This is a genomic window from Roseomonas sp. WA12, from assembly GCF_054165765.1.
In genome coordinates, this window is the sequence record NZ_CM135108.1 from 2,199,680 (window position 1) to 2,226,460 (window position 26,781).

The window sequence follows — 26,781 nt, forward strand, 5'->3', positions numbered from 1 at the left end:
CGTCTCAGCCCTTGCGCTGGAACATGGCGAGCATCCGCCGGGTGACGAGGAAGCCGCCGAAGATGTTCACCGCGGCGAGCGTCACGGCGATGAAGCCGAAGGCCTGCGCGAGAAGGGATTCCCCCAGCCCCGTGGCGAGCATCGCGCCCACCACGATCACGGAGGAAATGGCGTTGGTCACGCCCATGAGGGGCGAATGCAGCGCCGGCGTCACGCTCCAAACCACATGGTAGCCGACGAAGCAGGCCAGCATGAAAATGGTCAGCATCAGCAGGAAGGGTTCCGCCGCCGCCGCGCCATGCTCGATGGCGGGCATGGCTTCGCCGGCCGCCGCGCGGGCCTCCATCGCCAGCGCCATCGCCCGCTCGGCCATGGCCTGCGCGCGGATCGCGAGTTCCTCAGCTCTCATCTCTCGGATCCCCTCAGCCGGCCACGAAATTCGGATGCACCACCTGGCCGCCGCGCGTCAGCATCACGCCGCGCACGAGGTCGTCCTCGGCCGGCAGCACCGGCTTCGCCGCGTCCTTGTCCCAGAAGGTGGTCAGGAAGGTCAGCAGGTTGCGCGCGTACAGCCCGCTCGCCGCCGCCGGGATGCGGGCGGGCCAGTTGCCGTAGCCCAGCACCTTCACCCCGTTGGGCGTGACGATCATCTCGCCCGGCACGGTCAGCGCGCAGTTGCCGCCGGCATCGCTGGCGATGTCCACGATCACGGAGCCCGGCTTCATCGAGGCCACCATCGCCTCCGTCACCAAGATCGGCGCGCGGCGGCCCTGCACCAGCGCGGTGCAGACCACGATGTCCATCTTGCCGATCGCGGCGGCCACCACCTCGCCCTGCTTGGCCAGGAACTCCGCGCTCATCGGCTTGGCATAGCCGCCCGCGGTCTGCGCCGCGCGGCTCTCCTCGTCCTCATAGCCGACGAAGCTGGCGCCGAGGGACTTGATCTCCTCCTTCGCCGCCGGCCGCACATCGGTCGCGGAAACGCGTCCGCCGAGCCGCCGCGCCGTCGCGATCGCCTGCAGCCCGGCAACACCCGCGCCCATCACTAGCACATTCGCGGCCGGGATGGTGCCCGCCGCCGTCATCAGCATGGGGAAGCCCCGATCGAAGGCGACCGCCGCCTCCACCACCGCGCGATAGCCCGCGAGATTGGCCTGGGAGGACAGCACGTCCATGCTCTGCGCGCGGGTGATGCGCGGCAGCATCTCCATCGCGGCGGCATCCACCCCGGCCGCGGCCAGACGCGCGACCGAATCCTTGTCCGCGCCCATGGTCGCGATCAGCAGCGCGCCGCGGGGGATGAGGGACAACTCGTCCACCCCGCCCTCCCCGGCCGCGAGCGGCGCGCGCACCTTCAGCACGATGCCGGAGCCCGCCAGCGCGGTGGCGGCATCCGGCGCTACCTCTGCCCCGGCCGCGGCATAGGCGGCATCGGGGAAGCCGGCCGAAAGCCCTGCCCCGCTCTCCACCGCCACCGTGCAGCCCAGCGCGATGAGCTTCGTTACGGTCTCCGGCGTCGCCGCCACCCGGGCCTCATCCGCCCGGCGTTCCTTCAACACGGCCAGCCGCATCATTCCTGCCCCGTCCGATCCTATCCGGGGGAGGATCGCGGTCCGTTGCGGACCGCGCAAGCCTCGGCACCCGCCGACGGCCCGCGCCGGCGGATCGCTTCCCCGCAACGATTCGGAGACTGGCCCGGCCGGCAGGCCAGGTCCATCGCCCATGTACCCCTCACCGCACTGGTGCGGCGGGGTGATGTCGATATAGTCCGGTGAACAAGACGAAGAACAAGTCCGTCCAGGACACGCCGTCGTACAGGCGGGGGAGACAAGGGATGATCCGTCGTCGCGATGGGCTGGCGGGGCTCGCCGGGTTGACACTTGCCGGGCTCCGGCCCGCTTTGGCCCAGGCGAACTGGCCCAACAGGCCCGTGCGCTTCATCATCCCTTTCGCGGCCAGCGGCGGCGCCGACACCTTCACCCGCATCCTGGCCGAACCGCTGGCCGAGGCCTTTGGACAGCCCTTTATCGTCGAGAACCGCCCGGGAGGCGGCGGCGTGATCGGCACCGACGCCGTGGTGAAGTCGCCGCCCGACGGCCACACGCTGATGATGCTGACAGTGACGCATACGGCGAACGAGACGCTGCTGCCGAACCGCCCATATGTGCTGATGCGTGACCTGGCGCCCGTCGCCTGCCTGAACCGCACGCTGCAGGTGCTGGTGGTCAAGGCGGACCTGCCGGTGCGGAACGTTGCCGAGCTGATCGCGCTGGCCAGGGAGCAGCCAGGCCGCCTGGACTACGCCTCCTCCGGACCGGGCACGCCTTATCACATCGCCTTCGAGGTGTTCCGCCACGCGGCCGGCATCGAGGTGCAGCACATCCCCTTCCGGCTGAGCGGCGACGCGCGCAACGCAGTGGCCGGCGGCACCGTGCCGATGATGTTCGACGGCATCGCCACCATGCTGCCGCTCATCCAGTCCGGCCGCGTGCGCGCGCTGGCGACGACGGGCCCGGAGCGCTCCCGCCTGCTGCCCGATATTCCCACCATTGCCGAGACCGTGCCCGGCTATGAGCAGGTGGGCTTCAACGGCGTCATGGCACCGGCGGCCACGCCGCGGCCGGTGGTGGAGGCGTTGAACGCCGCCATCAACCGCATCCTCGCCATGCCCGCGACGATCGAGACCTTCAATCGCCTGGGCGCCGAAATCGCGCCGATGAGCGTCGCCGAATACGAAGCGCTGCTGCGCGCCGACATCGTGAAGCGCCGCGAATGGATCCGGCTTGCCGGGATCCAGCCGGAATAGGATGCCAATGATCTCCTTCACGCTCAACGGTTCCCCGGCCCAGCTCGACCTGGCGGAAGACATGCCGCTTCTCGCAGCGCTGCGTGGCGCGGCCGGCCTGTCCGGCCCGCGCTTCGGCTGCGCCGCCGAGGCCTGCGGCGCCTGCGTGGTGCTGCTGGACGGAAAGCCCGCCATTTCCTGCACCCTGCCGCTCGGCGCGGCCTCAGGGCGCAGCGTGACGACCGTCGAGGGGCTTGGCACAGCGGAGTCACCGCACCCCCTGCAAACCGCCTTCCTCCAGGAGCAGGCCGGGCAATGCGGCTACTGCCTCTCCGGCATCATCGTCGCGGCGGCCGCGCTGCTGTCCACCGACCCCGATCCGGACGACGCGACGATCCGGCGCGCGCTCGATCCTCATCTCTGCCGCTGCGGGAGCCACAACCGCGTCCTGCGCGCCGTGCGCCGCGCGGCTGCCGCGATGCGCGGCGCGGCGGTGCCGGCATGAGCGGCGTGGTGGAGGCACCGAAGCTTCCGAACAGCCTTCGGGACAACCCGCGCCTTTCGCGCTGGCTGCGCTTCGGCGCGGATGGGCGCGTGACCATCACGCCCGGAAAGGTGGAGATCGGCCAGGGCATCCTCACTGCCCTTACCCAGATCGCGGCGGATGAGCTGGATGTGGCGCTGCCGCGCATCGCGCTGCGAACGGTCACGACGCCTGACAGCCCGGATGAGGGCGTCACCTCCGGCTCGCTCTCCGTCCAGAACAGCGGCGCCGCGCTGCGGCATGCCTGCGCCGAGGCGCGCGCGATCTTCCTGCAGGTGGCAGCCCAGTCAAGTGGCGTGCCCGTGGACACCCTGCGCGTGGAGGACGGCACCTTCCTTGGACCAGATGGTCCCGTCGGCTCCTACTGGGCCCTGGCCGACCGCGAGTTGCTGGACTGCGACGCGACACCGGGCCGCCGCGCCAAGCCTCCCGTCGCTCGGGTGCTGGCCGGCACCTCCCTTCCCCGCCTGGACCTGCCCGACAAGGTGTTCGGCCGCCCCCGCTTCGTCCACGATATGCGGCCGGAAGGATTGCTGCACGCCCGCGTGATCCGCCCGCCCTCGCGCGGGGCACGGCTGCTCGACGTGCCGGACGCCCCACTGCCGGGCGGCGCCTGGATCGTGCGCGACGGCGACTTCCTGGCCGTGCTGGCCGAGACGGAGCACGGTTCAGACCGCGCCGCGACACGCCTGATCGCCCGCGCCCGCTGGGCGGAGTGCGACACGCTCCCCGACGAGAACGCACTACCCGAATGGCTGCGAGGCGCTACGCAAAAGGAGACAGTGGTCGTTGAGCGCGGCGAGGCGGCCGGGATGCCGGACGGCCCCGCGCTCCGCGCCAGCTTCTTCCGCCCACCCGTCGCCCATGCCTCCATCGGGCCGTCCTGCGCCGTCGCCCGATGGGAGGAAGAGACCGTCGAGATCTGGTCGCACACCCAGGGCCCCTACAATCTGCGCAAGGACATGGCCGTCGCGCTCCGCCTGCCGGAGGAGGCGGTCGTGATCCGCCATGTCGAGGGCGCGGGCTGCTACGGCCATAACGGCGCCGACGACGTGGCGCTCGACGCCGCCCTTGCCGCGCGCGCCGTACCTGGACGCCCCGTGCGTGTGCTGTGGACCCGCGCCGACGAGCTGGGCTGGTCGCCCTTCTCCTCCGCCATGCTGGTAGATGTGGAGGCCGCGCTGGATGGGGATGGCAACATCGCCGATTTCCGGCTGGATGTGACAAGCAACGGCCACTCCTCCCGCCCCGGCCGCGGCACGCAACCCACGCTTCTCGCCGCCGCTCATCTGGCCGAGCCTTTCGAGATCCTCCCCGCCATCAACATGCCCGTGGAGCGCGGCGGCGGTGCGCAGCGCAACGCCGTGCCGCTGTATCGTATCCCCGCGCTCCGCGTGCGGATGCGCACAGTGACGGAGATGCCGCTTCGCGTCTCCGCCATGCGCGGCCTCGGCGCGCCGGTGAATGTCTGGGCCATCGAATCCGCCATGGACGAGCTGGCGGAAATGGCCGGCAACGATCCGCTCGATTTCCGCCTGCGCCACATGGACGACCCGCGCGCCGCAACAGCACTGCGCACCGCGGCCGAGATGGCGGGCTGGGCCGGAAGGACAAGGCGCGAGGGCTTCGGCCTCGGCATGGGCGTCGCGCGCTACAAGAACCTTGGCGGCTGGTGCGCGGTCTTTGCGGAGGTTGAGGCGGAGGAGGAGGTACGCGCCCGCCGCATCTGGATCGCGGCCGATCTCGGCGAGGTGGTGAACCCCGATGGCTGCGCGAACCAGCTGGAGGGCGGCGCCATCCACGCCACCAGCCAGGCCCTGAAGGAACGTGTGCGCTTCGACCGCCGCCGCGTGACAAGCGACGGTTGGGACAGCTACCCGATCCTGCGCTTCTCCGAGGTGCCGGAGGTGCAGGTGCAATTGATCCGCCGGCCGGAGGAGCCGCCGCTCGGCGCCGGCGAACCCTCCTTCGGCCCCACTGTCGCCGCCCTTGCGAACGCCATCCACGACGCCCTCGGCATCCGGCCGCGCGCCATGCCCTTCACGGCCGAAAACCTTGCCGCCACGATGGAGGGCTGAGGCGTGGAGGAGCTGACCCTCACGCTGGGCTGTTACGAGACCGACCGCTCCCGCCCTATCCTGGACGGCCGCGTCCGCATCCCCGGCATGCGGTTCGAGCGCGAACCCGGCGAGCCGCGGGACCTGTTTCGCCGCGCGCTGCGCGACCGCGCCTTCGCAGTGACGGAACTGTCGATGTCCTCGCATATCGTCACCTCGGCGCGGGGCGATGCGCCGTATATCGGCATACCCGTCTTCCCCTCCCGCGCCTTTCGTCACGACTCTGTCTACATCCGCACTGATCGCGGCATCCACAGCCCCACCGATCTCGCCGGCCGACGCATCGGTGTGCCGGAATACCAGCAGACCGCGGCTCTCTGGGTGCGCGGGATGCTGCGGGACCGCTACGGCGTGGACACCGCCGGCATTGCCTGGCGCAATGGTGGACTGGAGATGCCTGGGCCGGGGGAACGGGTTCCGCTCTCCCTGCCGCCGGGCCTCGATGTCGGCCCGATCGGCCCCGGCGAGACGCTGAACGCGCTTCTCGCCGAAGGGACGCTGGACGCCATCATCAGCCCCCGCGCGCCCTCATGCTTCCTGAACCAAAGCGCACCGGTCGAGCGCCTCTGGCCAAATTCCCGCGCCGAGGAGGAGGCCTATTTCGACGCGACCGGCTTCTTCCCGATCATGCACTGCGTGGCCATCCGCAGGGACATCGCCGAGGCGCATCCCTGGCTCCCCGAAGCGCTGTTCCATGCCTTCGCCGAGGCCAAGGCGATGGCGCTGGCCGATCTCGCACCGAGCAACGTGCTGAAGGTCTCCCTCCCCTGGATCACGGCCGAGGCAGCGGCGCAGACGGCGCGCATGGGCGGCGATCCCTGGCCCTACGGCTTCGCGCGCAACTGCCGGGAGATTACGACCATGATCGACTATGCTGTCGCGGACGGGCTGGCAGGTTCCGCGATCCCGCCCGAGGCGCTGTTCCACCCGACCACCCTCGCTTTGTAGGATGCATCCCGCCGAGCCCAGGCGTTGATCGGCTCAGGCACGCCATAGCGCCAAGCGGCAGGGCGTGCCCGTCATCCCGTGTTCCGGCGTTTGTAGGCAGCGGGAGGAACGCCCTCGTGCCGCGTGAAGAAGCGCGAGAAATAGGCCGGCTCGAAGCCAAGCTCATAGGCCACGTCCGAAACGCTGCGCGACCCGTGGATCAGCATCCGCCGCGCCTCCGCCATCAGCCGATCATGGATCAGCCCGAGCGGAGAGCGCCCGGTAATCGTGCGGCAGGCCCGGGTTAGGGTCGTCTGCGTTACGCCCAGGCGCTGGCAATGGGCCTCCAGCCCTTCATGCTCGCGCAGGTGCCGCTCAACCCCCTCGCGGAAGCGTCGGACGAGGGCCGCCTGCAGCCGCTCCGCCCTCGGCCCCTCGGCGTCCTCCATTCCCCGCCGCAGCAGGCCGAGCAGCAGCAGCGCATGGCCTGCCAGCGCCGCGTTCCGCTCCGGCCCTAGCTCCCGGAACGCTGCCTCCATGCCCTCGAACACCGCGTTCACGCGCGTCACCAACGGATCCTCCCGCGGCAGGGTCAGGCTGCGGATCGCGGCCGGCGCATGGGCCTCCCCCAGCATCCCCTCGCAAGCGCCGAGGAAGCCGGCGGTAAGGGTGAGGACGTGGCCCGCGCTCGCCGGGCTATACCGGAAGCCGTGCACCTGCCCCGCCGGCACAAGATGCAGCACGGGCGCCCCAAACTCCCGCTCCGGCCCGTCTCCCTGGAACCGTCCGCTGCCCTCCCGTATCCAGAAGACCTGGTGCAGATCCCGGTGCCGGTGCGGACGGATCGTCCAATCATGACGGGCGCTGCGGGTGACCAGAGGCTCGACATGCACGGGATCCAGTCGGTCCCGTGGAGCAGGCTCTCCGTAGAGGTCGAACAGGGGAATGCCACCCCCGCGGGCACGCGAATGACCGGGGGCGCGATTGCGCGAGAAGTCCAAGCCGTTGCCCTGATCGTGCATGGCGGTGAGGGTCGGACGGTCCGATAAAGGATACAAGACATCCCGTGGGGAGGGAGGCCATGGAACAGCGAACCCAGGTGGCAGTGATCGGTGCCGGACCGGCCGGGCTGCTGCTCTCGCAATTGCTCCACCGTGCAGACATCGACTGCATCGTGCTGGAGCGGAAGTCCCAGGCCCATGTCGAATCCCGCATCCGCGCCGGCGTGCTGGAACAGGGCACTGTGAACCTGCTGGAGCGCGCGGGCGTGGCGGACCGGCTGCGGCGCGAGGGGCTGCCCCACCACGGCATCCAGCTGGCCCTCGATGGCGAGCTCTTCCGCATCGACCTGCACGCACTCACCGGCGGCCGCTTCGTCACCGTCTATGGCCAAACCGAGGTGACTCAGGACCTGGTCCGCACCCACCAGTCCCGCGGCGCCGCCCTCGTCTTCGAAGCCGAGGACGTCGCGCTGCACGACATCACCACCGCCCATCCCTCCGTCACCTATCACCAAGCCGGCACGGAACACCGCATCGCCTGCGACTACATCGCGGCATGCGATGGCTATCACGGCGTCGGCCGCGCCAGCATCCCGGCCGACGTGCTGCGGGTTTTCGAGCGGGTCTATCCCTTCGGCTGGCTCGGCATCCTCGCCGATGTGCCGCCCTGTGACGAGGAACTGATCTACTCCAACCATGCCAGCGGCTTCGCCCTCGCCTCCATGCGCTCCCACAGGCGCAGCCGCTACTACGTGCAGGTGCCGGTGACCGAGCGGCTGGAGGATTGGCCGGACGAGCGACTCTGGGACGAGCTGGCGCTGCGCCTTGGCCCGGAGGCAGCGGCACGGATGACACGCGGCCCGGCGATCGAGAAGAGCATCGCCCCGCTCCGCTCCTTCGTGGCCGAGCCGATGCGGCACGGCCGACTGTTCCTGGCCGGCGACGCCGCGCATATCGTGCCGCCCACAGGCGCGAAGGGGCTGAACCTTGCCGCCTCGGATGTCAGCTTTCTCGCCGAAGCACTGATGGAGCGCTACCTCGACCGATCCGAAGCCGGGCTGGACAACTATTCCGCCCGGGCGCTGGCCCGCGTGTGGATGGCCGAGCGCTTCTCCTGGTGGTTCACGGGCCTCACCCATCGCTTCCCGGACATGGATGATTTCGGCCGCCGCATGCAGGTGGCAGAACTGAACCTCATTCGCGCCTCCGCCCATGCCCAATCCGCGCTCGCGGAGAACTATGTCGGCCTGCCGATGTCCTATGCCGCTCTTGCCGGTCGGCACGCGGCGCCCGCCCTGGTGCCCTGATGCGCAGCACGCCACGCGTGAACTTGAAGGAGGAACCCCGATGAGCGAGGTCGTCCGCGGCTATCGCCGCCCCAACCCGGCCACCCAGCCGCCATTGAACTCGCCGAGCTACGGCAGCACCCGGGCGCGCTACCCCACCCAACCTCTGCTCAAGCTGCCGCACACGCTGACGGAGACGAGCAGCCCGCTCTTCACCCCCGCGCGCTACCCTGAGACCGTAGACCTCACGGTGCTGGAGAACGGCGCGGGCCAAGCCATGGGCGAGCGCATCATCGTCGGAGGCCGCCTCACCGACGAGGAGGGCCGCCCCGTCCGCCACGCGATGGTGGAGGTGTGGCAGGCCAATGCCGCCGGCCGCTACAACCACGAGGGCGACACGCATGACGCGCCCCTCGATCCCAACTTCCGCGGCATGGGCCGCGTCTTCACCGATGAGAACGGCTGGTACCGCTATGTCACCATCCGCCCCGGCGCCTATCCCTGGCGCAACCACAGCAACGCCTGGCGCCCGAACCACATCCATTACAGCCTGTTCGGCCAGGGCTTCGCGCAGCGCATGATCACCCAGATGTACTTCCCGGGCGACCCGCTGCTGCCGCTCGATCCCATTTTCCATACCGTCGCCGACGAGGCTGCTCGCGAGCGCCTCGTCGCCCGCTTCGACCTCGACCTCACGGTCCCCGAACACGCCCTAGGCTACCGCTTCGACATCGTGCTGCGCGGGCGCGAGGCAACGCCCATGGAGGACGGCCACCATGACTGAAGCAGCGCTCCCGCGTGCCTCCGGCGCGACGACCCCCGAACTCCCGCCCTCCGTCGCCACCGCCCACCAGACCGCCGGCCCCTACTGGCACCTGGTGGACTTCCCGGAATGGGCCGACACCACCCGCCATTTCGCCGACAACCTGCCCGAGGGCGCCGAGCGCATCACGCTGACGGGCACGCTGCGCGACGGCACCGGCGCGCTGGTGACGGATGCGCTCGTCGAGATCTGGCACGCCGATCCCGCGGGCCGCTATCCCGACGTGAACGGCGACCCCACCGCCTTCCAGGGCTACGGCCGCTGCGCGACGGATAAGCAAGGGCGCTTCCGCTTCGTCACCCTCAAGCCCGGCCCCGTGCCCGTCCATGCCGGGGCGAACGCCATGCAGGCCCCGCATGTGGCACTCGCCGTCTTCGCCCGCGGCTTGCTGCAGCACCTCTGCACCCGCCTCTACTTCGACGGCGAGGCGCTGAACGCGACCGATCCCGTGTTGAATGCCGTGCCGGAGACCCGGCGCGGCACCATGATCGCGAAGCCGGACGGGAATGGCGGATGGACCCTCGATCTGCGTCTTCAGGGCGAAGGCGAGACGGTCTGGATGGCGGTCTGACGCACCCCCTCGCCTGCACGGCCCGAAACCCCTAACTCCCGCCCGCACGGCGGGAGCGAGGGAACAGGCCAATGGACGAGGACGACGACGCGCCCCTGCCGCGCCTGCCCGGCGGCAAATACTACATGACTCCCGCCGGGGAGGCCGCCATGCGGGCCGAGTACGAGGACCGCAAGGCCGAGCGGCACCGCGTGGTTGAGATCGTCTCCTGGGCCGCCGGCAACGGCGACCGCAGCGAGAACGCCGACTACAAGGAGGGCAAGCGCCGGCTGCGCGAGATCGACCGCCGCCTGCGCTATCTCGGCCGAAGGCTGGACGCGGCCGAGGTGGTGGACCCCGCCGCCCAGGCACAGCGGGACCGCATCTTCTTCGGCGCCACTGTCACCTACCTCAACGACCGCGACGAGGAGCGCACCGTCACTATCGTCGGCGTGGACGAGGCGGATATGAGCGCGGGCAAGATCAGCATCGGCTCGCCCATCGCGCTGTCGATGCTACGGGCGCAGGTGGGCGACGAGGTCACGGTCCGCACACCCAATGGCCCGAGTGCCATCGAGATCACCGCGATCCGCTACCCCGACCCGGCCTGATCATACCGCCCTGTCAGACCGCCGGCGTCTCCGTCGGCGGCACGCCGGCTTCCGCGATCGCGGCGGCCTGGCGCGCGGCCAGATCCTCTTCGCGGTAGTCCTCGATGAGCTCGTGGAACAGGTTGTGCCAGTTCATCTCGGCCCGCAGCCGCAGGAAGGCGCTGCCGAGGCCCACCGCCGCGCGGTCCATCAGCACGAACTCCCGCGGCGGGCGCACGCCGCCAACGCGCTTCAGCCCGGCATGGACCTCCTCGGCCACCTTGCGCCCGTACTGGGGATCGTTCGTTTCCTGAACGGGCCGGACGCGATCCTCCAGCAGCGGCTCATAGAGGAAGCGCGCCCAACGCAGCAGCACCTCCATCGTCTCGCGCTTGAGGTCCTTGAAACCCCACAGCTCGAAGGCATGCGCCGCCTTGTCGCGGTCCTCGTCGCGCACCGCCTCATAGAGCGTCAACGTCCCCGTGATGAATCGCGGGGGGAAGACGCGAATGGCGCCGAAATCGAGAAGGTTGATCCCTCCCTCCTGCGGCCGCACCTGGAAATTGCCGAGATGCGGGTCGCCATGGATCACGCCGTAGCGATAGAGCGGCAGGTACCAAGCCAGGAACAGCGACTTGGCATAGGCGTTCCGCTCCTCAAGGGAGGGTTCCTCCTCGAGCCGGGTGAGGATGGAGCGCCCATCAAGCCAGGTCATCGTCAGCAGCCGCTTGGTGGTCAGCTCCCGGACCGGGGTGGGGATGTGCACCTCGGGCGTGTCGCGCAGCATGATGCCGTACATCGCCATCTGCGCGGCCTCGCGCTCGTAGTCGAGCTCCTCGCGCAGCCGCTCGCGCAACTCGTCATAGACGTCGTCATGCTGGATGGTGTTGTCCATCCGCGCGTACAGCCCCATCGCCATCCGAAGCTGGCGAAGATCGGCCTCCACCACGCTCGGCATGTCCGGATACTGCAGCTTGCAGGCGACCCGCGTGCCGTCCTTCAGCAGCGCCCGATGCACCTGGCCGAGCGAGGCGGCGGCGGAGGCGTCGCGCCCGAATTCGGCAAAGCGGGACTCCCAGGCCGGGCCAAGCTCCGTGCCCATGCGGCGCCGCACGAAGGCCCAACCCATCGGCGGCGCATTCGCCTGGAGAGAGGCCAGCTGCTGCGCGTACTCCTCCGGCAGCGCGTTCGGCACGGTGGAGAGGAACTGCGCCACCTTCATCAACGGGCCCTTCAGCCCGCCAAGAATGGACTTCAGGTCCTCCGCATGCGCCGCCTTGTCGGTCTTGATACCGAGGAAGCGCTCCCCCGCCACGCGCGCGGCGATGCCGCCCACCGCGCCGGAGGTGCGCGCCATCCGGCGGATCTCGCCGAACAACGTGTTCTCGCGATCCTCAGCCATCCGCACGCTCCAACTCGTCAATGAAGCCCGCGATGACGTCGAGACCCCGGCGCCAGAACTTCGGGTCGGCAGCGTTCAGCCCGAACGGCGCGAGCAGCTCCTGATGTCGTAGCGTGCCGCCGGCACGCAGCAGATCCAGATACTTCTCCGAGAAGTCCGGCACCTGCCCGTCCTGGTACACGCCGTACAGCGCGTTCACGAGGCAGTCCCCAAAGGCATAGGCGTAGACATAGAAGGGCGTGTGGATGAAGTGCGGGATGTAGGACCAGTACACGCCGTAATCCGGCGTGAAGTCGAAGGCCGGGCCGAGGCTCTCGACCTGCACCTGCATCCAGATCTCCGCGATCCGCTCGGAAGACAGCTCGCCCTTACGGCGCTCGTCATGTAGCAACGTCTCGAAGCGGTAGAAGGCGATCTGCCGCACAACCGTGTTCAGCATGTCCTCCACCTTGGAGGCCAGCATCAGCCGTCGCCGCGCCGGATCCGTCTCGGCATCCAGCATTGCGCGGAAGGTCAGCATCTCGCCGAACACGCTCGCGGTCTCGGCCAGCGTCAGCGGCGTGCCGGACATCAGGTAGCCCTGCTTCGCCGCCAGCCGCTGGTGCACGCCATGGCCCAGCTCATGGGCCAGCGTCATCACGTCCCGCGTCTTCCCGTGATAGTTCACCAGCAGATACGGATGGGCGGAGGGCACGGTCGGGTGCGCGAACGCCCCGCTCGCCTTGCCCGGCCGCAACGCCGCATCGATCCAGGGCTTGTCGAAGAAGTCGCGGCCCATCTCCGCCAGATCAGGGCTGAATGCCGCATAGGCGGACAGCACCTGGTCCTGCGCATCGCGCCACGGGATGGTCCGGTCCACATCGCCCGGCAGCGGCGCGTTGCGGTCCCAATGCTTCATGCGATCGAGGCCGAGCCATTTCGCCTTCATCGTGTAGTAGCGATGCGACAGCCGCGGGAAGCTCTCCACCACGGCAGAGACGAGGGCGTCCACCACCTCGTCCTCCACCATATTGGCGCGGTTGCGGGAGGTGCCGGGGCGCGGATAGTTCCGCCACCCGTCGATGATCTCCTTGTCCTTCGCCAACGTGTTGGTGATGAGCGAGAACAGCCGCACATTGTCGCCGAACGCCTTCGAAACGCCCGCCGCAGCCGCCTCCCGCACCGAGCGGTTCGGGTCGGAAAGCAGGTTCAGCGCGGCCGAAACCGTCATCTCCTCCGTCCGCCCATCCCGCATCACCGGCACGCGCATATGTGCGACCGTCTCGTCGAACAGGCGGTTCCAGGCGGAACGGCCCGTCACCTCCTTCTCGTGCAGCAACTTCTCCACCTCGTCGGAGAGCTGGTGCGGGCGGAACACTCGCAGATCCCGCAGCCAGGGCCGCCAGCGCGAGAGCGCGGGAGACGCCGCGATCCGCGCCTCCAGTACCGAATCATCCAACCGGTTCAGCTCGAGGGTGAAGAACAGCAGATGGCTGCCGATTGCCGTCACCCGCTCCTGCATCGTCTGGTAGAAACGCCCGTTCTCAGCATTCTGCGCGTCGCCGCTGAACAGGAGCTGCGCGTAGGACATCACGCGCCCCAGCACCTCCTCGATCCGTTCGTACTCGCGCAGCGCCGCATCCAACGCCTCGCCCGAGAGGGAAGCGAGCCGGCCAGAATGCCCAGCCTCGAAGGCCTGCGCCGCCCGCTCCGCCGACGTCAGGTCACCCACCAGCCGCGGGTCGTCGGGGCGCGCATAGAGATCCCGCAGGTCCCATTCCGGCAGCGCCTCCCCAGCCGGGGCGCTCCCGATCCGGGCCTCGGTGTCGCGAAACGGCGACGGCTTGTGCAGGTTCATTCGGACGAAGCGCCTTGTGGTATCGGGAATCCTCATCCCGATATAAGCCCCCCAAGGGGCGAGCCAAGGCCGCGGCCCCGGTGGAAGACGACAACAGCGCGTCAGGGAGAGAAATGGCAGCGACCGAGACGCCCGGGGACAGCACGCGCTGGACCAGCCTGCCCGGCATGATGCTGGGCCTCGCCGCCCGCAACCCCGACAAGCCCATGGTCCGCCACTGGCGGAACGGCGGCTGGCAGCGCACGACCTGGCGGGACTTCGCCGTGGCCGTCGCCAATGTCGCCGCCGGGCTCCGCGCCCAGGGCGTCTCGCCCGGGGACCGCGTCGCGCTCGTCAGCGACAGCCGGCCGGAATTCCTCATCGCCGACACCGCGATCATGGCGATCGGCGCCGTCACCGTGCCGACCTACACGACAAACACGGTGGCCGACCACGCCCATATCCTGCGCGACAGCGGCGCCCGCGCGGCGATCGCCAGCACCGCTGCCCTCGCCGCACGCTTGCGCGAGGCCGCGGGCCCGGCCCATGACGGAGGCGGCCTCGACCTTCTGGTCTGCCTGGAGGACGCGCCGAACACCACACCCTGGTCCAGCATTGCCGAGATCCCCGGCGACCTCGCCATGCTGGTGGCCGAGGTGCAGCACATCCCCGAGGGGCGGCTCGCCTGCCTCATCTACACCTCCGGCACCGGCGGCCTGCCCAAGGGCGTGATGCTGCCCCATCGCGCCATGCTGGCGAACACCGCCGGGGTGCGCCCCTTCATCCAGCAGCTCGGCCTGGAATGGGCCGGCGCCTGCTACCTCTCCTTCCTACCCCTGTCGCATGCCTATGAGCACACGGTCGGCGGCTTCCTCTTCCCGGCCTGCGGCATCGAGATCGTCTTCTCGCGCGGCGCGGAACGCCTGGCCGCGGAGTTCGGAGATGTCGGGCCCTCCCTTGTCACTGCCGTCCCACGACTGTTCGAGGTTCTCCGCGCCCGCATCCTGGCCGGGCTGGAGAAGGAGAAGCCCTGGAAGCGGCGCCTCTTCGAGCGCGCCCTTGCCCTCGGCCTGCGAAAGATGGACGGCCCTCGCCTGAATCCTCTCGAGCGCCTGGAGGATGCGGTGCTGGACCGGCTGGTGCGTGCCAAGATCCGCGCCCGCTTCGGCCCCAACCTCGTCGCCATGGTCTCCGGCGGCGCCCGGCTTGACCCCGACCTCTCCGGCTTCTTCCTCGCGCTGGGCGTCACCATCCTGCAGGGCTACGGCCAGACCGAGGCCGGACCGGTGATTTCGGTGAACCTCCCCTGGGACAACCACCGCCGCAGCGTCGGCCGTCCGGTGGAGGGCGTGGAGGCGCGCATCGCCGAGGATGGCGAGCTGCTGATCCGCGGCCCCTTGGTAATGGACGGCTATTGGGGCGACCCGGATTCCACGGCCCGCACGTTGGAAACACCGGCCGGGGAGAGTTCCCCCTGGCTGCACACCGGCGATGTCGGCGCGATCGACGAGGCGGGCCGCATCACCATCACCGACCGCAAAAAGGATTTCATCAAGACCCTTGGCGGCGACATGGTCAGCCCTGCCCGGATCGAGACCCTGCTGATGGCGGAGCCCGAGATCGCCCAGGCCGTGGTGGCGGGCGAAGGCCGGCCCAACATCGTCGCCCTGGTCGTCCCGGCCGAGGGCGCGGCGCCGGAGAAGGCGATCCAGCGGATCAACGGCAAGCTCTCGAGCCCCGAGCGCATCCGCAAATGGTCCGTCGTGGAGCCCTTCACGGTGGAAAGCGGCACCCTCACCCCCACCATGAAGGTCAAGCGGCGCGTGGTGCTGGACATCCACAAGGCGGCGATCGAGGCGCTTTACTGAAGCGCAAGGCCGGGCGGCGCCCCTACTCCGGGATCCGCAGCGCCCGGTCTGCCCGGCAACGCGCGAGTGGCAGCTGCTCCGCCGAGAGGATCCGCAGGACCCTCTTGGTGGTCCGATCCGTCTCCATCACCAGGCACGCGCAGCCATAGCCGTAATAGCCGTTGGTCCGCACCCAATCGCGGGTGGTGAAGTCGGGCATGACATCCATGCCCGCCACCGGCTCCCCGCCCTGTTCGGACAGAGTCCACTCGGCATCCCGGTCGTTCAGCCAGTAATTGCCGGGGGTCGGGTTGGCGAGCCAGCCGCATCGGCGCTCCGCCGCCTCCGCCCCGGCCGGAAAGGCCAGGGCAACGAGCAGCAGCGCGGCGCGGCCGGCCCGCACGGTCACATCCCCAGCGCGCGGCGGTACAGGTCGAGCAGCGTCTCCTGCTCCTCCACCTCGGCCGGCTCCTGCTTCCTGATGCGGATGATCTGGCGGATCACCTTCACGTCGAAGCCGGCGCTCTTGCCCTCGGCGAAGATGTCCTTGATGTCGTCGGCGAGCGCCTTGCGCTCCTCCTCCAGCCGCTCGATCCGCTCAATGATCGAGCGCAGGCGATCGACCGCGATCCCGCCCACCTCAGGGTCCGGATCGGCTTCCTGGCGGGCGCGGCTCGCGGCGGCCTCGTCGTCGATGTCGAAGGGTACGTCGGACATGGGTCTCTCGGTGCGTCTGGTCGGAACCGGGTGAAGGGGGCTTCGGCTGCGGACCCATGCGGCGGACCGCAATCTCCCGCCCCCTCGGGAAGAGCGGCGGGTCTTACCCCCTCCGCCATCCCCGCCTCAATGCCTTGACGTGCAAGAAGAGAACCCTTCGGGAACAACGTGGCCCCTAGGCCACGGGACCGTCCGCCCCCCGATGCAGCAGATGCGTCATCGCCGCCGTTCCCAGGACCGGAACCAGCAGGTTGGCGAAGGGAACAAGGGCAAGCAGCCCCAGCACCGCCCCGACCGCCAGAACGGAGAATTCGCGCCGCTTTCGCAGCACGCGCGCTTCCGCCACCCCCATCCGACGCTGTGCCACCCCCTCGAACAGCCCATGACCGAGCGAGACGGCCGCCACCAGCCAGATCAGCGCGCCACCCACAAGCGGCAACAGCAATGCGACGGGCAGCAGGATGAGGTTCAGCCCCAGCACCTTCAACGCGAGGGTTACGTTGAACACGCCCTGCGCCGCCAGTGACGCCCCGCGCGGCGTCGGCAGCCCGGGATAGTGCCGCTGCTCCACCGCCGCCGCCGTCTCGTCCAGGAACAACCCGGCAATGGCGAGTGCGAAAGGCACGAACAGCCAGAAGGCCGCGAACAGCCCGGCCACGCCACCCAGCACCCCGGCCGCCGTCGCCAGCCAGCCCGTTCCGCCGGCGAGCAACATCACCGCCCAATCCGCCAGCACGATCAGCCCGCCCAGCGCCAGGATGGCGCCGAGCAGGCCCTTGATCAGCGGCCCGCGGAAGCCGCGGTCGAACACCTGGTCCAGCGGCATGACCAGGCTCGCGATCACAGCGGTCACGCGCGCTCAGTGCCCGGAATTGCTGGCGGCGAAGGCGGCCTTCTGCTCCGGCGTGGCCTCGCGCTGATGCTGCGCCTGCCACTCCTTGTACGGCATGCCGTAGACGATCTCCCGCGCCTCCGGATCCGGCAGCGCGATCCCCTTCTCTCCCGCAGCCTCGCGGTACCAGCGGGACAGGCAGTTCCGGCAGAAACCCGCCAAATTCATCATGTCGATGTTCTGCACGTCGGTGCGCTCGCGCAGGTGCTGCACCAGCCGGCGGAAGGCAGCCGCCTCCAGCTCGGTGCGCGTGGCGTCGTCGATCTCGGTCATGAAAAGCCCTCTCTGCCGGGAAGATGGGATGGCGGGGCCGCCCGCGCTATCCCTCATCCCGGCAGCCCCTCATCCCGACTGCCGGGGAATTGCGGCAACCCGTCGCCCGGCACCAGCCAGGGCAGCCGGAACGCCGCCTGGGTGTGGTCGGCCGGCGGCAGGCGCGCCGGATCGTCCAGGCTGGCCGTCGTCACATCGATCTCGCCGGGAAGCGCATGCGCTGCATAAGTCAGCGTCGTGCCGCAATCCCCGCAGAAACCGCGCTCCGCCTGGGGTGAGGAGGCGTATAGCCGCATCGCGCCCCGCACCACGCGAAAGCCCTCTCGCGCCACGCTGAACCAGGCGACAACGGGCGCTCCGGCCACGCGCCGGCAATCCCCGCAGTGGCAGAGGGTGGAGTGGAACGGCACGCCGCGCGCCTCGTAGCGCACCGCGCCGCAATGGCACCCGCCTGTCAGCCCCGCATCGCTCACCGCGATCCCTCCATCCGAATTCAGCACGCACCGGCAAAGGCACTGTTCCGCACCCGGCCACCTTCGCCCAGAACTTCCCGCGTCGCGCAGCGAAAGGGCTGGTAGGCGCGACCGTCGAAGCGCCAGCTCTGCACGGCATAGAGGCCCGCGCCGCCACGCCCGCCGATGCGAAGATCCGCCATCCCGCGATGCCGCTCCGGCCGCACCGACAGGTCATCCCCATTCGTCGAGAGCACGACGTGATAGCCGCCACCGCTCTGCAGGATGACGGTCAGATCGCAATTCACCATCGCGCACTCGCCCCGTACGAGCCAAGCAGGATCCCGCCCGCCCAGGCGCAGCCGCTTGGGCGGAACTGGCAGGGAATCCCCGTCCTCATCCTTGGGCTCGAAGCCGAGCGGAGGTCGCGGCGCGCCGGCGAGCGCGGCCAGCCGCCGATACCGCCAGAATGCCTCGCGCGCCGGCGCCAGCCGCGCCGGCCTCGCGCCATGCCGCCGCAACGCCTCCACCACATCCGCCCGGCCCAGTGCCTCGGCGATCGCGATGGGGGTGTCCCCATCCACCTTCGTGTCAGCGGCAGCACCCCGCCGCAGCAGCAGTTCCAGAACCGCAACATCGCTCTCCCGGGGGGCCTCGGCCGGGCCGAGGCAGGCGAGGACCGGGGGCAGAAGGGCGGTGGGCTCGCCAAAGCGGCGGTCCAGCACCTCGCCGAGCAGGGAGGCCCGCCCCGCACAGGCAATCTCCCGGGCCAGGGCGTCCGGTTCCGCCGGCTGCAGCCCGGCGCGCAGGAGCGCCGACACCGGCTGTTCCTCCCCCGCGGCCAACAGCCCGCGCGCAACCTCCTGCCCCTCGCGCCCCTGCAGGAGAAGCGGCAGGGCCCTCGCCGGGCAGCGCCGCAGCAGCGCGGTCAGCGTGGCCCGCATCACCTCCTGCCAGGGGCCGTCACGCGCCGGCTCAGTCCTCGACCTCGACCATCCCCGTCCGAGCGCCTCGGGCAGAGTCATACAGACCAGCCCATCCGGCTGCGCGTCCAGCAGGGCCGCCCAACGGCCGTCCTGCAACAACCCCTCGGCGCGCGCCGCGCGGCTCTCCAACAGGTCGGACGCCAGGAAGCGGAGCGCAGGGATTTCCCAGGATCGATACTCCGCTGTCGATGGCACGAGCGCCGAGAGATCCAGCCCCGTGAGCCGCGCGAAGGCTGCCGCACCCTCCTCCCCCGGCGGCGCCAGCTCGATGAGCGAGGGGCGGAAGCGCGGCTGCGGCTTGATCCCGGCCGCCAGCAACGCCTGCACCACGGTCCCCCAGCCCGGCGCGCGCTGGTCGCCGGGCCGCACCAATGCCCCGAAGGCCTCCGCACAGGCCGCAGCTGAGGCCTGATCCGCCGGAAGCGCGGCAAGGACGGCCAGCACCGGACCGAGCGGCGGCGCGTTGCTCCCCCAGAGAAGCGTGCGCAGCAGGGGGCACATGCCCTCCGGCGCAGCGCGGGACAGGACACGGCGAAACAGCGCCTCCTCCCCCTCGACCGCCGCCAGGCGCGAGAGCATCGAGCCCTCCCCGCCGAACGGGACCAGCCGCAGCCCCTGGCCCGGATCGCCCGCACCGGCGAGCACCTCCACCACCGCGCGCCGCCCATCCCGGGCTCCCACTGGCGCCTCGCTCAACCGCTCCACGGCAAGGAGCGCCACAGGAAATCGCCGAGGCAGGCTGGCCTGGGCCCCCTCGCCGAGCGCCCGCGACACCGCCGCGGGATCACCGGCCTCGACGGCCTCGGTCAAGGACTTCTGCGCCGCCTCCGGATCCCCGGCGGCCTGCGCCCCCACCAGCCCGGCCGCGAGCCACAGTGCCACGGCCACCACCCGGCGAAACGATGACTGGCTTCGCCGCATGCGCGCTCCCCTGCTGTCCGGTCATGCTAGGCCGGAGGGGTGGGCCGGAACACCGGCCCTGCCCGCGTCAATCCGCGTAGAGCCCCGCCGACTGGATGATCGGCCGCCACCGCGCAACCTCCGCCGCCAGATGCCGGCGATGTGCAGCCGGCGTCGCCTGCTCCTGGCTCGCCACCTCCGTCACCAGATCCGCGAAGCGTGCCCGCAGCCGATCCTCGCGCAGGGCGGCGCGGATGGCCGTCGCCAGCCGCTCCTGCACCGCCTCCGGCGTGCCGGCCGGGGCATACACGCCGTGCCAGGTGCTCATCGCGATGCCCGGCGCCCCGGCCTCGCCCGTGGTCGGCAGGTCCAGCCCCTCAACGCGCCGGTCCAGCGTCACGGCATAGGCCTTGATGCGGTTGTCGCGGATGAAGGGCGCGGTGTTCGTGGCCTGGTCGCAGAACACGTCGATGCGCCCGGCCATCATCTCCTGCAGCGCGGGCGCCGAGCCGCGGAACACCACCGTGGTCAGCGGCGTCCCCGCCGCCTGCTGCACCAGCATGCCGCAAAGCTGGTTCGCGCCGCCCAGCCCCGAATGCGCGAGGTTCAGCCGGTCCCCCTGCGCCTTCAGCGAGGCAATGAAGCCGGCGAGATCAGTTGCCGGGTAATCCGGCCGCGCGACGATCGTCATCGCCGCGTCGGAGATCAGGCCGAGCGGCGCGAAGGAGGTTTCCACATTATAGGGCAGCTGGCGGTACAGCGTCGCGCTCGTCGCGTGGCCGATATGATGGACCAGCAGCATATGCCCGTCCGGCCGCGCCGCCGCGACGCGACCGGCCGCGATGGTGCCACCCGCGCCCGTCACGTTCTCCACCACCACGGACTGGCCGAGATCCTTGGCCATTCCCTCCGCGACCAGCCGCGCGATCACATCCGTCGGCCCGCCGGCCGCGAAGGGCACGACGATGGTCAGCGGCCGGCTGGGAAAGGCCTGCGCCAGCGCGGGCGCGGCGAACGCCCCGGAAAGCGCGGTCGCGACGATGCCGGCGAGAACCGCACGGCGGGATAGCTTGTTCATGGACGTTTCCTCTTTCTGGCCCGGCTCTTCGTCCGGGCTTTCCACTTCACCCTGGCACGGAAATCAGCCCGGTGCGTTCGTGCCCTCGATGGCCGCGATCACCGCGCGCGTCACGGTTTCGGTATCCGCCGTGCCGCCGAGATCGGCGGTGAACACGCCATCGGCGCAGACCCGCTCCACCGCCGCCATCAGCGCCTTCGCCGCCTGCGGCTCCCCCAGCTGCTCCAGCATCATCGCACCCGTCCAGAAGGTAGCGACGGGGTTGGCAATGCCCTTGCCCATGATATCGAAGGCCGAGCCATGGATCGGCTCGAACATGGATGGCGCGCGGCCGGAGGGATCGAGATTGGCCGTCGGTGCCACGCCGAGCGAACCGGCCACGGCACCAGCGAGATCCGAGAGGATGTCCGCATGCAGGTTGGTCGCGACAACCGTGTCGATGCTGGCGGGCTTGCGCACCATGCGCGCCGCCATCGCATCCACCAGCTCCTTCTCCACCGTCACGTCCGGGTAGTGCTTCGCCACTTCCGCCGCGATGTCGTCCCACATCACCATGCCATGCTTCTGCGCGTTGGACTTGGTGACGACGGTCAGCAGCTTGCGCGGCCGCGAGCGCGCGATCTCGAAGGCCACGCGCATGATCCGCTCGACGCCCGCGCGGGTGAAGATGGAGGTCTCGGTCGCCACCTCCTCCGGGTGCCCGCGATGCGCGCGCCCACCATGCCCCGCATACTCGCCCTCGGAGTTCTCGCGCACGATCACCCAGTCGATATCGCCCGGCTCCACGCTGCGCAGCGGGCTTGTCAGCCCCGGCAGCACCCGCGTCGGGCGGATGTTCGCGTACTGGTCGAAGCCCTGGCAGATCTTCAGCCGCAGGCCCCAGAGGGTGATGCTGTCCGGCAGGTCCGGATCGCCTACCGCGCCGAAATAGATGGCGTTGAACCCACGCAGCGTCTCCAGCCCGTCCTCCGGCATCATCACGCCAGTCTCGCGGTAGTAGTCGCTTCCCCAGGGCAGCGTCTCGACATCGAGCGCGAAGCCCCCGTCGCGCCGCGCCAGCGCCTCCAGCACGCGGAGCCCGGCGGGAATGACCTCCTTGCCGATGCCGTCGGCGGGAATGGCGGCGATCCGATGGCGTCGCATGGTCAGATACCCTTCAAGGTTGGAAAACCGCGCGCCGGCTGGCATGCCGGGCGCGATGGAACAGAAGATGGAACAGACGCCCGGCGAGCCGGCGCCCAGGAGCCTCGGCGAATCCGCCTATCGCGCCTTGCGCGCGCGGCTGCTTGAGATGACCCTGCCCCCCGGACACCAGCTCTCGGAAGGCGAGCTCGCCACCCAGCTCGGCATGAGCCGCACCCCCGTGCACGAGGCGGTGCTTCGCCTGCAGGCCGAGGGCTTCCTGGAGGTCCAGCCCCGGCGCGGCATCCGCGTGCTGCCGATCGACCCCACCGGCATGGCCGAGACCTATGAAATCCTGATCGCGCTCGAAGGTGCCGCCGCCGCCCGTCTGGCCGCCCATCCCGATCGCACCGTGACCGGCGCTATGGCCGAGGCCACGGAGGCGATGCGCGGCGCGCTCGCCGCTGGCGACCGCCGCGCCTGGGCCACCGCCGACGACCGCTTTCACCGCGCCCTCATCCAGGGCTGCGGCAATGCCCGCCTGGCCCGCATGGCGCAGGAAGCCGCGGACCTTGCCCAGCGCGCCCGCCTCGCCACTGCCGCCCTTCGCCCGGAACCCGCCGGCTCCGCCGAGGAGCACGCCCGCATTCTCGCGGCGCTTGAGGGCCAGGACCCGGAGGCCGCACGCGCCGCGCTCGCCGCGCACCGTCAGCGCGCCAGCGCGGAGATCCTCCGCACCCTCGAGCTGCCCTTGCTGCGCCTGGGTCTCGCCTGAAACCAAGCCCGCCTCCCTGCGGCCTCCTTCTTCCATACCACCTTCCATACTACAAGTGCGGTGTCCCGGTGGCCTTGCCCGCCCCGGGCCAAAGGTGATGATGCGCCCGCGCCGGAGGGGAACGAGACGTGGAACACTGGGACGACAGCCGCGCCCGCGCGGCCCTGCGCCGCCTTTTCGACGCCGCGGTTCGCAGCTCCGATCCCCGCGCCGTCCTGGCCGGCCACCTGCCGGAGAAGCCGGCGGGCCGCGTGATCGTCATCGGTGCCGGAAAGTCTTCCGCCGTCATGGCCGCCGCGCTGGAAGATGCCTGGCCCGATGTTCCGATGTCCGGCCTCGTCGTCACCCGGTACGGCCATGCCGTCCCCACCCGGCACATCGTGGTGGTCGAGGCGTCCCACCCCGTCCCCGATGCCGCCGGCGAAGCCGCTGCCGCTCGCATTCTCTCCACTGTCCAGGGCCTGACCGCGGACGACCTCGTCCTCGCCCTCATCTCCGGCGGTGGTTCCGCCCTTATGCCGCTCGCCGCCCAGGGCCTGACGTTGGCCGACAAGCAGGCCGTCAACCGCGCCCTGCTGGCCTGCGGCGCCACCATCAACGAGATGAACGTCGTCCGCCGCCATCTCTCGGCCATCAAGGGCGGCCGCCTGGCAGCTGCCGCTTATCCAGCACGCCTGCTGACCCTGGCGATCTCGGACGTGCCCGGCGACGACCCCGCCGCTATCGCCTCCGGGCCTACCGTTCCCGATCCCAGCTCCTTCGCGGATGCCCGCGCCATCGTCGCCCGGTACGGCATCGCCCTGCCCGAACCTGTCCGCGCCCATCTCGAAGCCGCCGCAGAGGAGACGCCAAAGCCCGGCGACCCGCGCCTGGCCCGGGCCGAGTACCGCCTGATCGCCACCCCGCTGATGGCCCTGCAGGCTGCGGCCCGCGAAGCGGAGGCGCTCGGCCTCACTCCTCTCATCCTTGGGGACGCGTTGGAGGGCGAGGCACGGGAAGTCGGTACCGTTCTCGCCGGCATGTCCCGCAGCGTCGCCGCCCATGGCGAGCCCGTGTCCCGACCGGCCGTGCTCCTCTCCGGCGGGGAAACCACTGTGACCCTGGGCGGTGCCAACGGTGCCGGGGGCCGGAACGGCGAGTGCCTTCTCGGCTTGGCGGCCAGCCTCGCCGGCCATCCCGGCATCTGGGCGATCATGGCCGACACGGATGGCATTGATGGGTCCGAGAGCAACGCCGGCGCCGTTGCCACCCCAGACACGCTCGCCCGGAGCCGCTCAGCTGACATCGATCCGCTGGCCGCCCTGTCCGCCCATCGCAGTCACGACGTCTTCACGGCGATAGGCGACCTTGTCACGACCGGGCCGACGCTAACCAACGTCAATGACTTCCGTGCCATCATCGTAACTTAGCAAAAGTAAGACTTGGACCACTCGCAGCGTTAACTTAGGCGCACTAAGTTAATGGCATGCGCGACAAGGCTCTCGAAACCCTCCTCACACAACGCGGCGCCGTCACCCGGATAGCCGCCGGCCTCGGGATCTCCACCGCGGCCGTCTCCCAGTGGCGCCGCGTCCCACCGGAGCGGGTAGATGAGGTCGCGCGCATTATGGAGGTGCCCGCCGAGACCCTCCTCCGCCCGGAACCCCCGCAAGCAGGAGCGACCCGCTTGGCCACCCGCATTCCGATCCGCCGCCGTCGCCGCACGAAGATGATCGCCACCCTCGGCCCGGCCAGCTCCAGCCCGGAGGTGATCGAGCGGCTGTTCCGCGCCGGCGCGGATATTTTTCGCCTTAATTTCTCCCACGGCAGCCATGAGGACCACGCGGCTCGCATCGCCACCATCCGCGAGATCGAGCGCCGCACCGGCCGGCCGATCGGCATTCTGGCCGACGTGCAGGGTCCAAAGCTCCGCGTCGGCAAGTTTGCGGGTGGCCGCGTCCAGCTCCAGTCCGGCCAGCCCTTCCGGCTGGACCTCTCCCCGGTCCCTGGTGATGTGCGCCGCGTCCAGCTGCCTCATCCCGAGATCATCCAGGCTGCCCGCATCGGCACGAGTCTGCTGCTCGATGATGGCAAGCTCCGCCTCGGCGTCACCCGCCAGCGCGACGACCACCTGGAAACCGAGGTTCTCGTCGGCGGCCCGCTCTCCGACCGCAAGGGCGTGAATGTCCCGGATGTCGCCCTCCCCATCCCCGCTCTGACGGAAAAAGACCGCGCCGACCTCGCCTTCGTGCTGGAACAGGGCGTGGAATACATCGGCCTCTCCTTCGTCCAGCGCCCCGAGGATGTGGCCGAGGCGAAGGAGATCGCCGCCGGCCGCGCCTGGATCATGGTGAAGATGGAAAAGCCCCAGGCCGTCGAGCAGATGGATGCCATCCTGGACTTGGCCGATGCCGTGATGGTCGCCCGTGGCGATCTCGGCGTGGAATGCCCGCCCGAGGAGGTGCCGCTGATCCAGAAGCGCATCATCCGCGGCGCCCGTGCCCGCGGTATTCCCGTGGTGGTGGCCACCCAGATGCTGGAGAGCATGATCTCCGCCCCCACCCCGACCCGCGCCGAAGCGAGCGATGTGGCCACCGCCGTGTTCGACGGCGCCGACGCCGTGATGCTCTCTGCCGAGACCGCCGCGGGCCAGTATCCCTTCGAGGCGGTGAACATCATGGACCGCATCGTCGCCCGCACCGAGCAGGACCCGGGCTGGCGCGCCATCACCGACAACAACCGCCCCGAGCCCCGCCACACCTCCTCCGACGCCATCGCCGCCGCCGCACGCCAGGTGGCCAGCACGATCGAGGCCGAGGCCATCGCCGCCTTCACCTCCACCGGCTCCACCGTGCTGCGGGTTGCCCGCGAACGCCCGGCCGCGCCCATCATCGGCATGACCGCGAACGAGCACACGGCCCGCCGCCTCTCGCTCGTCTGGGGCGTGCACCCCGTGCCGAGCAAGGAGCCCGCGAGCATGAGCGACATGGTGGCCAAGGGCGTCCGCGCCGCGGCCACCGAGGGCTTCGCGGTCAAGGGAGACGAGGTGGTGGTGGTCGCCGGCGTTCCCTTCGGCACCCCGGGCACCACCAACGCCCTGCGCGTCGCGATCGTGGAATAAGCGGGGGCATTCACAGGCGCCCCTGCGCGGCCGAAGATGCGGCTGCGCGGAACGGTGCCGCGTGGGATGAGGACAGTGATGACGCGTATCGCAAAGGCCGCCCTGGCGGCGGCGGGCCTGGTGGCCGGCCTGGCTCTGGCCAGCCCCGCCCAGGCCCAGCGCAACGGGCTCTATAACGTGGCCGGCGTGAACCCGGATGGTAGCGCCTATACCGGGCAGATGATCGTCCAGCAGGTCGGCCTCGCCTCCTGGCGGGTCGCGTGGCAGGTGGGCGGCAATCGGTTCGAGGGCTACGGAATGTCCGCCGGCCCGGTCTTCTCAGTGGGCTTTATCCTCGCCGAGCGTCCGGGCATCGCTATCTACCAGACGGGCCCCGACGGCACCTTCACCGGCCAGTGGACCCTGGTGGGCAGCAGCGCCATCGGCACGGAGAACCTCACCCCGTTCGACCCGCCCCGCGCCGACCAGCCGCGTGCGGAACCGCCGCGCGCTGAACAACCCCGCACCGAGCAGTCCCGCGCTGAACAGCCCCGCGCTGAGCCGCCGCGGGCCGACCAGCCCCGCCCGCAGGCTCCGGCCAACCCGCCGCCCCCGCCGCCGCCAGCGCCGACGCCACCCAGGCGGTAATCAGTCCCCCAGGAACACTTGGCAAAGCACCACGAGGACGGCCAGCGCCGCATCGGCGGTGGTCACTCAGTCAGGATCCGGACCTTCCGATGGGCGGCGGCTCCTCGCCTTTCCTCCTCAGTCCATTCCTCGGTCCGGCATCGTGGGCCCCATAACGGTGCCCCGTCGGGG

At 70.2% G+C, this 26,781-nt stretch carries 26 protein-coding genes; 13 read left to right on the forward strand and 13 right to left on the reverse strand.

Translation table 11 applies throughout. The annotated features are described in order from the left end of the window. Window positions 1–4: 4 nt before the first annotated feature. Both ACVBD7_RS10485 and ACVBD7_RS10490 read right to left on the reverse strand, forming a co-directional pair. Window positions 5–409: an NAD(P) transhydrogenase subunit alpha gene (locus tag ACVBD7_RS10485; RefSeq protein WP_458097426.1), complete on the reverse strand. Its 405-nt coding sequence runs from the start codon at window positions 407–409 to the stop codon at window positions 5–7. Window positions 410–422: 13 nt separating this feature from the next. Continuing rightward, a complete protein-coding gene (locus tag ACVBD7_RS10490; RefSeq protein ID WP_458097677.1) occupies window positions 423–1,571 on the reverse strand; it encodes a Re/Si-specific NAD(P)(+) transhydrogenase subunit alpha in 1,149 nt (382 codons plus the stop codon). A 263-nt stretch (window positions 1,572–1,834) separates the two neighbouring features. On the opposite strand from ACVBD7_RS10490, the gene ACVBD7_RS10495 reads away from it, so the two are divergent. From ACVBD7_RS10495 to ACVBD7_RS10510, 4 genes are read left to right on the forward strand one after another with little or no spacing between them, the layout of a single operon-like run. Next, complete coding sequence (locus ACVBD7_RS10495; protein ID WP_458097427.1) at window positions 1,835–2,806, forward strand: Bug family tripartite tricarboxylate transporter substrate binding protein; 972 nt, start codon at window positions 1,835–1,837, stop codon at window positions 2,804–2,806. Window positions 2,807–2,813: 7 nt separating this feature from the next. Then, complete coding sequence (locus ACVBD7_RS10500) at window positions 2,814–3,290, forward strand: (2Fe-2S)-binding protein (protein ID WP_458097428.1); 477 nt, start codon at window positions 2,814–2,816, stop codon at window positions 3,288–3,290. Then, window positions 3,287–5,407 carry a molybdopterin cofactor-binding domain-containing protein gene (locus tag ACVBD7_RS10505; protein ID WP_458097429.1) on the forward strand — a complete coding sequence of 707 codons (2,121 nt, stop codon included), beginning with the start codon at window positions 3,287–3,289 and terminating at the stop codon, window positions 5,405–5,407. The genes ACVBD7_RS10500 and ACVBD7_RS10505 overlap by 4 nt, the downstream gene beginning before the upstream one ends. A 3-nt stretch (window positions 5,408–5,410) precedes the next feature. Then, a complete protein-coding gene (locus ACVBD7_RS10510) occupies window positions 5,411–6,394 on the forward strand; it encodes an ABC transporter substrate-binding protein (RefSeq protein WP_458097430.1) in 984 nt (327 codons plus the stop codon). Window positions 6,395–6,465: 71 nt separating this feature from the next. Here ACVBD7_RS10510 and ACVBD7_RS10515 read toward each other — a convergent pair whose 3' ends face one another. After that, window positions 6,466–7,374: a helix-turn-helix domain-containing protein gene (locus tag ACVBD7_RS10515; RefSeq protein ID WP_458097431.1), complete on the reverse strand. Its 909-nt coding sequence runs from the start codon at window positions 7,372–7,374 to the stop codon at window positions 6,466–6,468. An 80-nt stretch (window positions 7,375–7,454) separates the two neighbouring features. Between ACVBD7_RS10515 and pobA the strand changes: the two genes are divergently transcribed. The 4 genes from pobA to greB all read left to right on the forward strand — a co-directional run bounded on the left by pobA (window position 7,455) and on the right by greB (window position 10,644). Beyond that, on the forward strand, window positions 7,455–8,681 hold the full coding sequence (pobA, locus tag ACVBD7_RS10520) for a 4-hydroxybenzoate 3-monooxygenase (protein ID WP_458097432.1): 1,227 nt from the start codon (window positions 7,455–7,457) through the stop codon (window positions 8,679–8,681). Between the two features lie 40 nt (window positions 8,682–8,721). Further along, window positions 8,722–9,444: a protocatechuate 3,4-dioxygenase subunit beta gene (gene pcaH / locus ACVBD7_RS10525; protein ID WP_458097433.1), complete on the forward strand. Its 723-nt coding sequence runs from the start codon at window positions 8,722–8,724 to the stop codon at window positions 9,442–9,444. Continuing rightward, a complete protein-coding gene (gene pcaG, locus ACVBD7_RS10530) occupies window positions 9,437–10,054 on the forward strand; it encodes a protocatechuate 3,4-dioxygenase subunit alpha (protein WP_458097434.1) in 618 nt (205 codons plus the stop codon). Before pcaH ends, pcaG begins: the two co-directional genes overlap by 8 nt. A gap of 71 nt (window positions 10,055–10,125) precedes the next feature. Then, a complete protein-coding gene (greB, locus tag ACVBD7_RS10535; RefSeq protein WP_458097435.1) occupies window positions 10,126–10,644 on the forward strand; it encodes a transcription elongation factor GreB in 519 nt (172 codons plus the stop codon). A gap of 13 nt (window positions 10,645–10,657) precedes the next feature. On the opposite strand, the gene ACVBD7_RS10540 is transcribed toward greB, so the two are convergent. Together ACVBD7_RS10540 and ACVBD7_RS10545 are read right to left on the reverse strand one after the other, a co-directional pair. Beyond that, on the reverse strand, window positions 10,658–12,025 hold the full coding sequence (locus ACVBD7_RS10540; RefSeq protein WP_458097436.1) for an ABC1 kinase family protein: 1,368 nt from the start codon (window positions 12,023–12,025) through the stop codon (window positions 10,658–10,660). Further along, complete coding sequence (locus ACVBD7_RS10545; RefSeq protein WP_458097437.1) at window positions 12,018–13,862, reverse strand: M3 family oligoendopeptidase; 1,845 nt, start codon at window positions 13,860–13,862, stop codon at window positions 12,018–12,020. Before ACVBD7_RS10545 ends, ACVBD7_RS10540 begins: the two co-directional genes overlap by 8 nt. A gap of 113 nt (window positions 13,863–13,975) precedes the next feature. Here ACVBD7_RS10545 and ACVBD7_RS10550 point away from each other — a divergent pair, with 113 nt between their 5' ends. After that, the gene (locus ACVBD7_RS10550) at window positions 13,976–15,709 is read left to right on the forward strand and encodes an AMP-dependent synthetase/ligase (RefSeq protein ID WP_458097438.1); all 1,734 of its coding nucleotides are present in this window, start codon (window positions 13,976–13,978) and stop codon (window positions 15,707–15,709) included. Window positions 15,710–15,731: 22 nt separating this feature from the next. Here ACVBD7_RS10550 and ACVBD7_RS10555 read toward each other — a convergent pair whose 3' ends face one another. From ACVBD7_RS10555 to ACVBD7_RS10590, 8 genes are all read right to left on the reverse strand, one after another. Further along, window positions 15,732–16,091, reverse strand: coding sequence for a DUF4087 domain-containing protein (locus ACVBD7_RS10555; protein WP_458097439.1), 360 nt, complete (start codon window positions 16,089–16,091; stop codon window positions 15,732–15,734). A gap of 2 nt (window positions 16,092–16,093) precedes the next feature. After that, window positions 16,094–16,405 (reverse strand): DUF2312 domain-containing protein, encoded by a 312-nt coding sequence (locus ACVBD7_RS10560; protein WP_458097440.1) that lies wholly within the window; start codon window positions 16,403–16,405, stop codon window positions 16,094–16,096. Window positions 16,406–16,580: 175 nt separating this feature from the next. Then, complete coding sequence (locus ACVBD7_RS10565) at window positions 16,581–17,258, reverse strand: EI24 domain-containing protein (RefSeq protein ID WP_458097441.1); 678 nt, start codon at window positions 17,256–17,258, stop codon at window positions 16,581–16,583. A gap of 6 nt (window positions 17,259–17,264) precedes the next feature. Further along, complete coding sequence (locus ACVBD7_RS10570; RefSeq protein ID WP_458097442.1) at window positions 17,265–17,570, reverse strand: DUF1244 domain-containing protein; 306 nt, start codon at window positions 17,568–17,570, stop codon at window positions 17,265–17,267. A gap of 53 nt (window positions 17,571–17,623) precedes the next feature. Further along, the gene (locus ACVBD7_RS10575; RefSeq protein ID WP_458097443.1) at window positions 17,624–18,043 is read right to left on the reverse strand and encodes a GFA family protein; all 420 of its coding nucleotides are present in this window, start codon (window positions 18,041–18,043) and stop codon (window positions 17,624–17,626) included. A gap of 20 nt (window positions 18,044–18,063) precedes the next feature. Beyond that, window positions 18,064–19,929 (reverse strand): hypothetical protein, encoded by a 1,866-nt coding sequence (locus ACVBD7_RS10580; protein ID WP_458097444.1) that lies wholly within the window; start codon window positions 19,927–19,929, stop codon window positions 18,064–18,066. Between the two features lie 67 nt (window positions 19,930–19,996). After that, a complete protein-coding gene (locus tag ACVBD7_RS10585; RefSeq protein ID WP_458097445.1) occupies window positions 19,997–20,986 on the reverse strand; it encodes a tripartite tricarboxylate transporter substrate-binding protein in 990 nt (329 codons plus the stop codon). A 63-nt stretch (window positions 20,987–21,049) separates the two neighbouring features. Continuing rightward, window positions 21,050–22,129 carry a tartrate dehydrogenase gene (locus ACVBD7_RS10590; RefSeq protein ID WP_458097446.1) on the reverse strand — a complete coding sequence of 360 codons (1,080 nt, stop codon included), beginning with the start codon at window positions 22,127–22,129 and terminating at the stop codon, window positions 21,050–21,052. Window positions 22,130–22,196: 67 nt separating this feature from the next. On the opposite strand from ACVBD7_RS10590, the gene ACVBD7_RS10595 reads away from it, so the two are divergent. From ACVBD7_RS10595 to ACVBD7_RS10610, 4 genes are all read left to right on the forward strand, one after another. Further along, entirely contained in the window at window positions 22,197–22,883 is a 687-nt protein-coding gene (locus ACVBD7_RS10595; RefSeq protein WP_458097447.1) for a GntR family transcriptional regulator, read from the forward strand. 128 nt (window positions 22,884–23,011) lie between these two features. Then, window positions 23,012–24,292, forward strand: coding sequence for a glycerate kinase type-2 family protein (locus tag ACVBD7_RS10600; protein WP_458097448.1), 1,281 nt, complete (start codon window positions 23,012–23,014; stop codon window positions 24,290–24,292). A 299-nt stretch (window positions 24,293–24,591) separates the two neighbouring features. Then, window positions 24,592–25,983, forward strand: a complete 1,392-nt coding sequence (gene pyk, locus ACVBD7_RS10605; RefSeq protein WP_458097678.1) for a pyruvate kinase — start codon at window positions 24,592–24,594, stop codon at window positions 25,981–25,983. A gap of 78 nt (window positions 25,984–26,061) precedes the next feature. Further along, window positions 26,062–26,610: a hypothetical protein gene (locus ACVBD7_RS10610; RefSeq protein ID WP_458097449.1), complete on the forward strand. Its 549-nt coding sequence runs from the start codon at window positions 26,062–26,064 to the stop codon at window positions 26,608–26,610. Window positions 26,611–26,781 lie beyond the last annotated feature (171 nt).

Coding starts and splice junctions, on each gene's coding strand:
- ACVBD7_RS10495 (WP_458097427.1), top strand. CDS start 1,835: ATGATCCGTCGTCGCGATGGGCTGGCGGGGCTCGCCGGGTTGACACTT.
- ACVBD7_RS10485 (WP_458097426.1), bottom strand. CDS start 409: ATGAGAGCTGAGGAACTCGCGATCCGCGCGCAGGCCATGGCCGAGCGG.
- pcaH (WP_458097433.1), top strand. CDS start 8,722: ATGAGCGAGGTCGTCCGCGGCTATCGCCGCCCCAACCCGGCCACCCAG.
- ACVBD7_RS10500 (WP_458097428.1), top strand. CDS start 2,814: ATGATCTCCTTCACGCTCAACGGTTCCCCGGCCCAGCTCGACCTGGCG.
- pobA (WP_458097432.1), top strand. CDS start 7,455: ATGGAACAGCGAACCCAGGTGGCAGTGATCGGTGCCGGACCGGCCGGG.
- ACVBD7_RS10550 (WP_458097438.1), top strand. CDS start 13,976: ATGGCAGCGACCGAGACGCCCGGGGACAGCACGCGCTGGACCAGCCTG.
- ACVBD7_RS10590 (WP_458097446.1), bottom strand. CDS start 22,129: ATGCGACGCCATCGGATCGCCGCCATTCCCGCCGACGGCATCGGCAAG.
- ACVBD7_RS10580 (WP_458097444.1), bottom strand. CDS start 19,929: ATGCGGCGAAGCCAGTCATCGTTTCGCCGGGTGGTGGCCGTGGCACTG.
- ACVBD7_RS10490 (WP_458097677.1), bottom strand. CDS start 1,571: ATGCGGCTGGCCGTGTTGAAGGAACGCCGGGCGGATGAGGCCCGGGTG.
- greB (WP_458097435.1), top strand. CDS start 10,126: ATGGACGAGGACGACGACGCGCCCCTGCCGCGCCTGCCCGGCGGCAAA.
- ACVBD7_RS10545 (WP_458097437.1), bottom strand. CDS start 13,862: ATGAACCTGCACAAGCCGTCGCCGTTTCGCGACACCGAGGCCCGGATC.
- pcaG (WP_458097434.1), top strand. CDS start 9,437: ATGACTGAAGCAGCGCTCCCGCGTGCCTCCGGCGCGACGACCCCCGAA.
- ACVBD7_RS10560 (WP_458097440.1), bottom strand. CDS start 16,405: ATGTCCGACGTACCCTTCGACATCGACGACGAGGCCGCCGCGAGCCGC.
- ACVBD7_RS10585 (WP_458097445.1), bottom strand. CDS start 20,986: ATGAACAAGCTATCCCGCCGTGCGGTTCTCGCCGGCATCGTCGCGACC.
- pyk (WP_458097678.1), top strand. CDS start 24,592: ATGATCGCCACCCTCGGCCCGGCCAGCTCCAGCCCGGAGGTGATCGAG.
- ACVBD7_RS10595 (WP_458097447.1), top strand. CDS start 22,197: ATGGAACAGACGCCCGGCGAGCCGGCGCCCAGGAGCCTCGGCGAATCC.
- ACVBD7_RS10610 (WP_458097449.1), top strand. CDS start 26,062: ATGACGCGTATCGCAAAGGCCGCCCTGGCGGCGGCGGGCCTGGTGGCC.
- ACVBD7_RS10505 (WP_458097429.1), top strand. CDS start 3,287: ATGAGCGGCGTGGTGGAGGCACCGAAGCTTCCGAACAGCCTTCGGGAC.
- ACVBD7_RS10570 (WP_458097442.1), bottom strand. CDS start 17,570: ATGACCGAGATCGACGACGCCACGCGCACCGAGCTGGAGGCGGCTGCC.
- ACVBD7_RS10540 (WP_458097436.1), bottom strand. CDS start 12,025: ATGGCTGAGGATCGCGAGAACACGTTGTTCGGCGAGATCCGCCGGATG.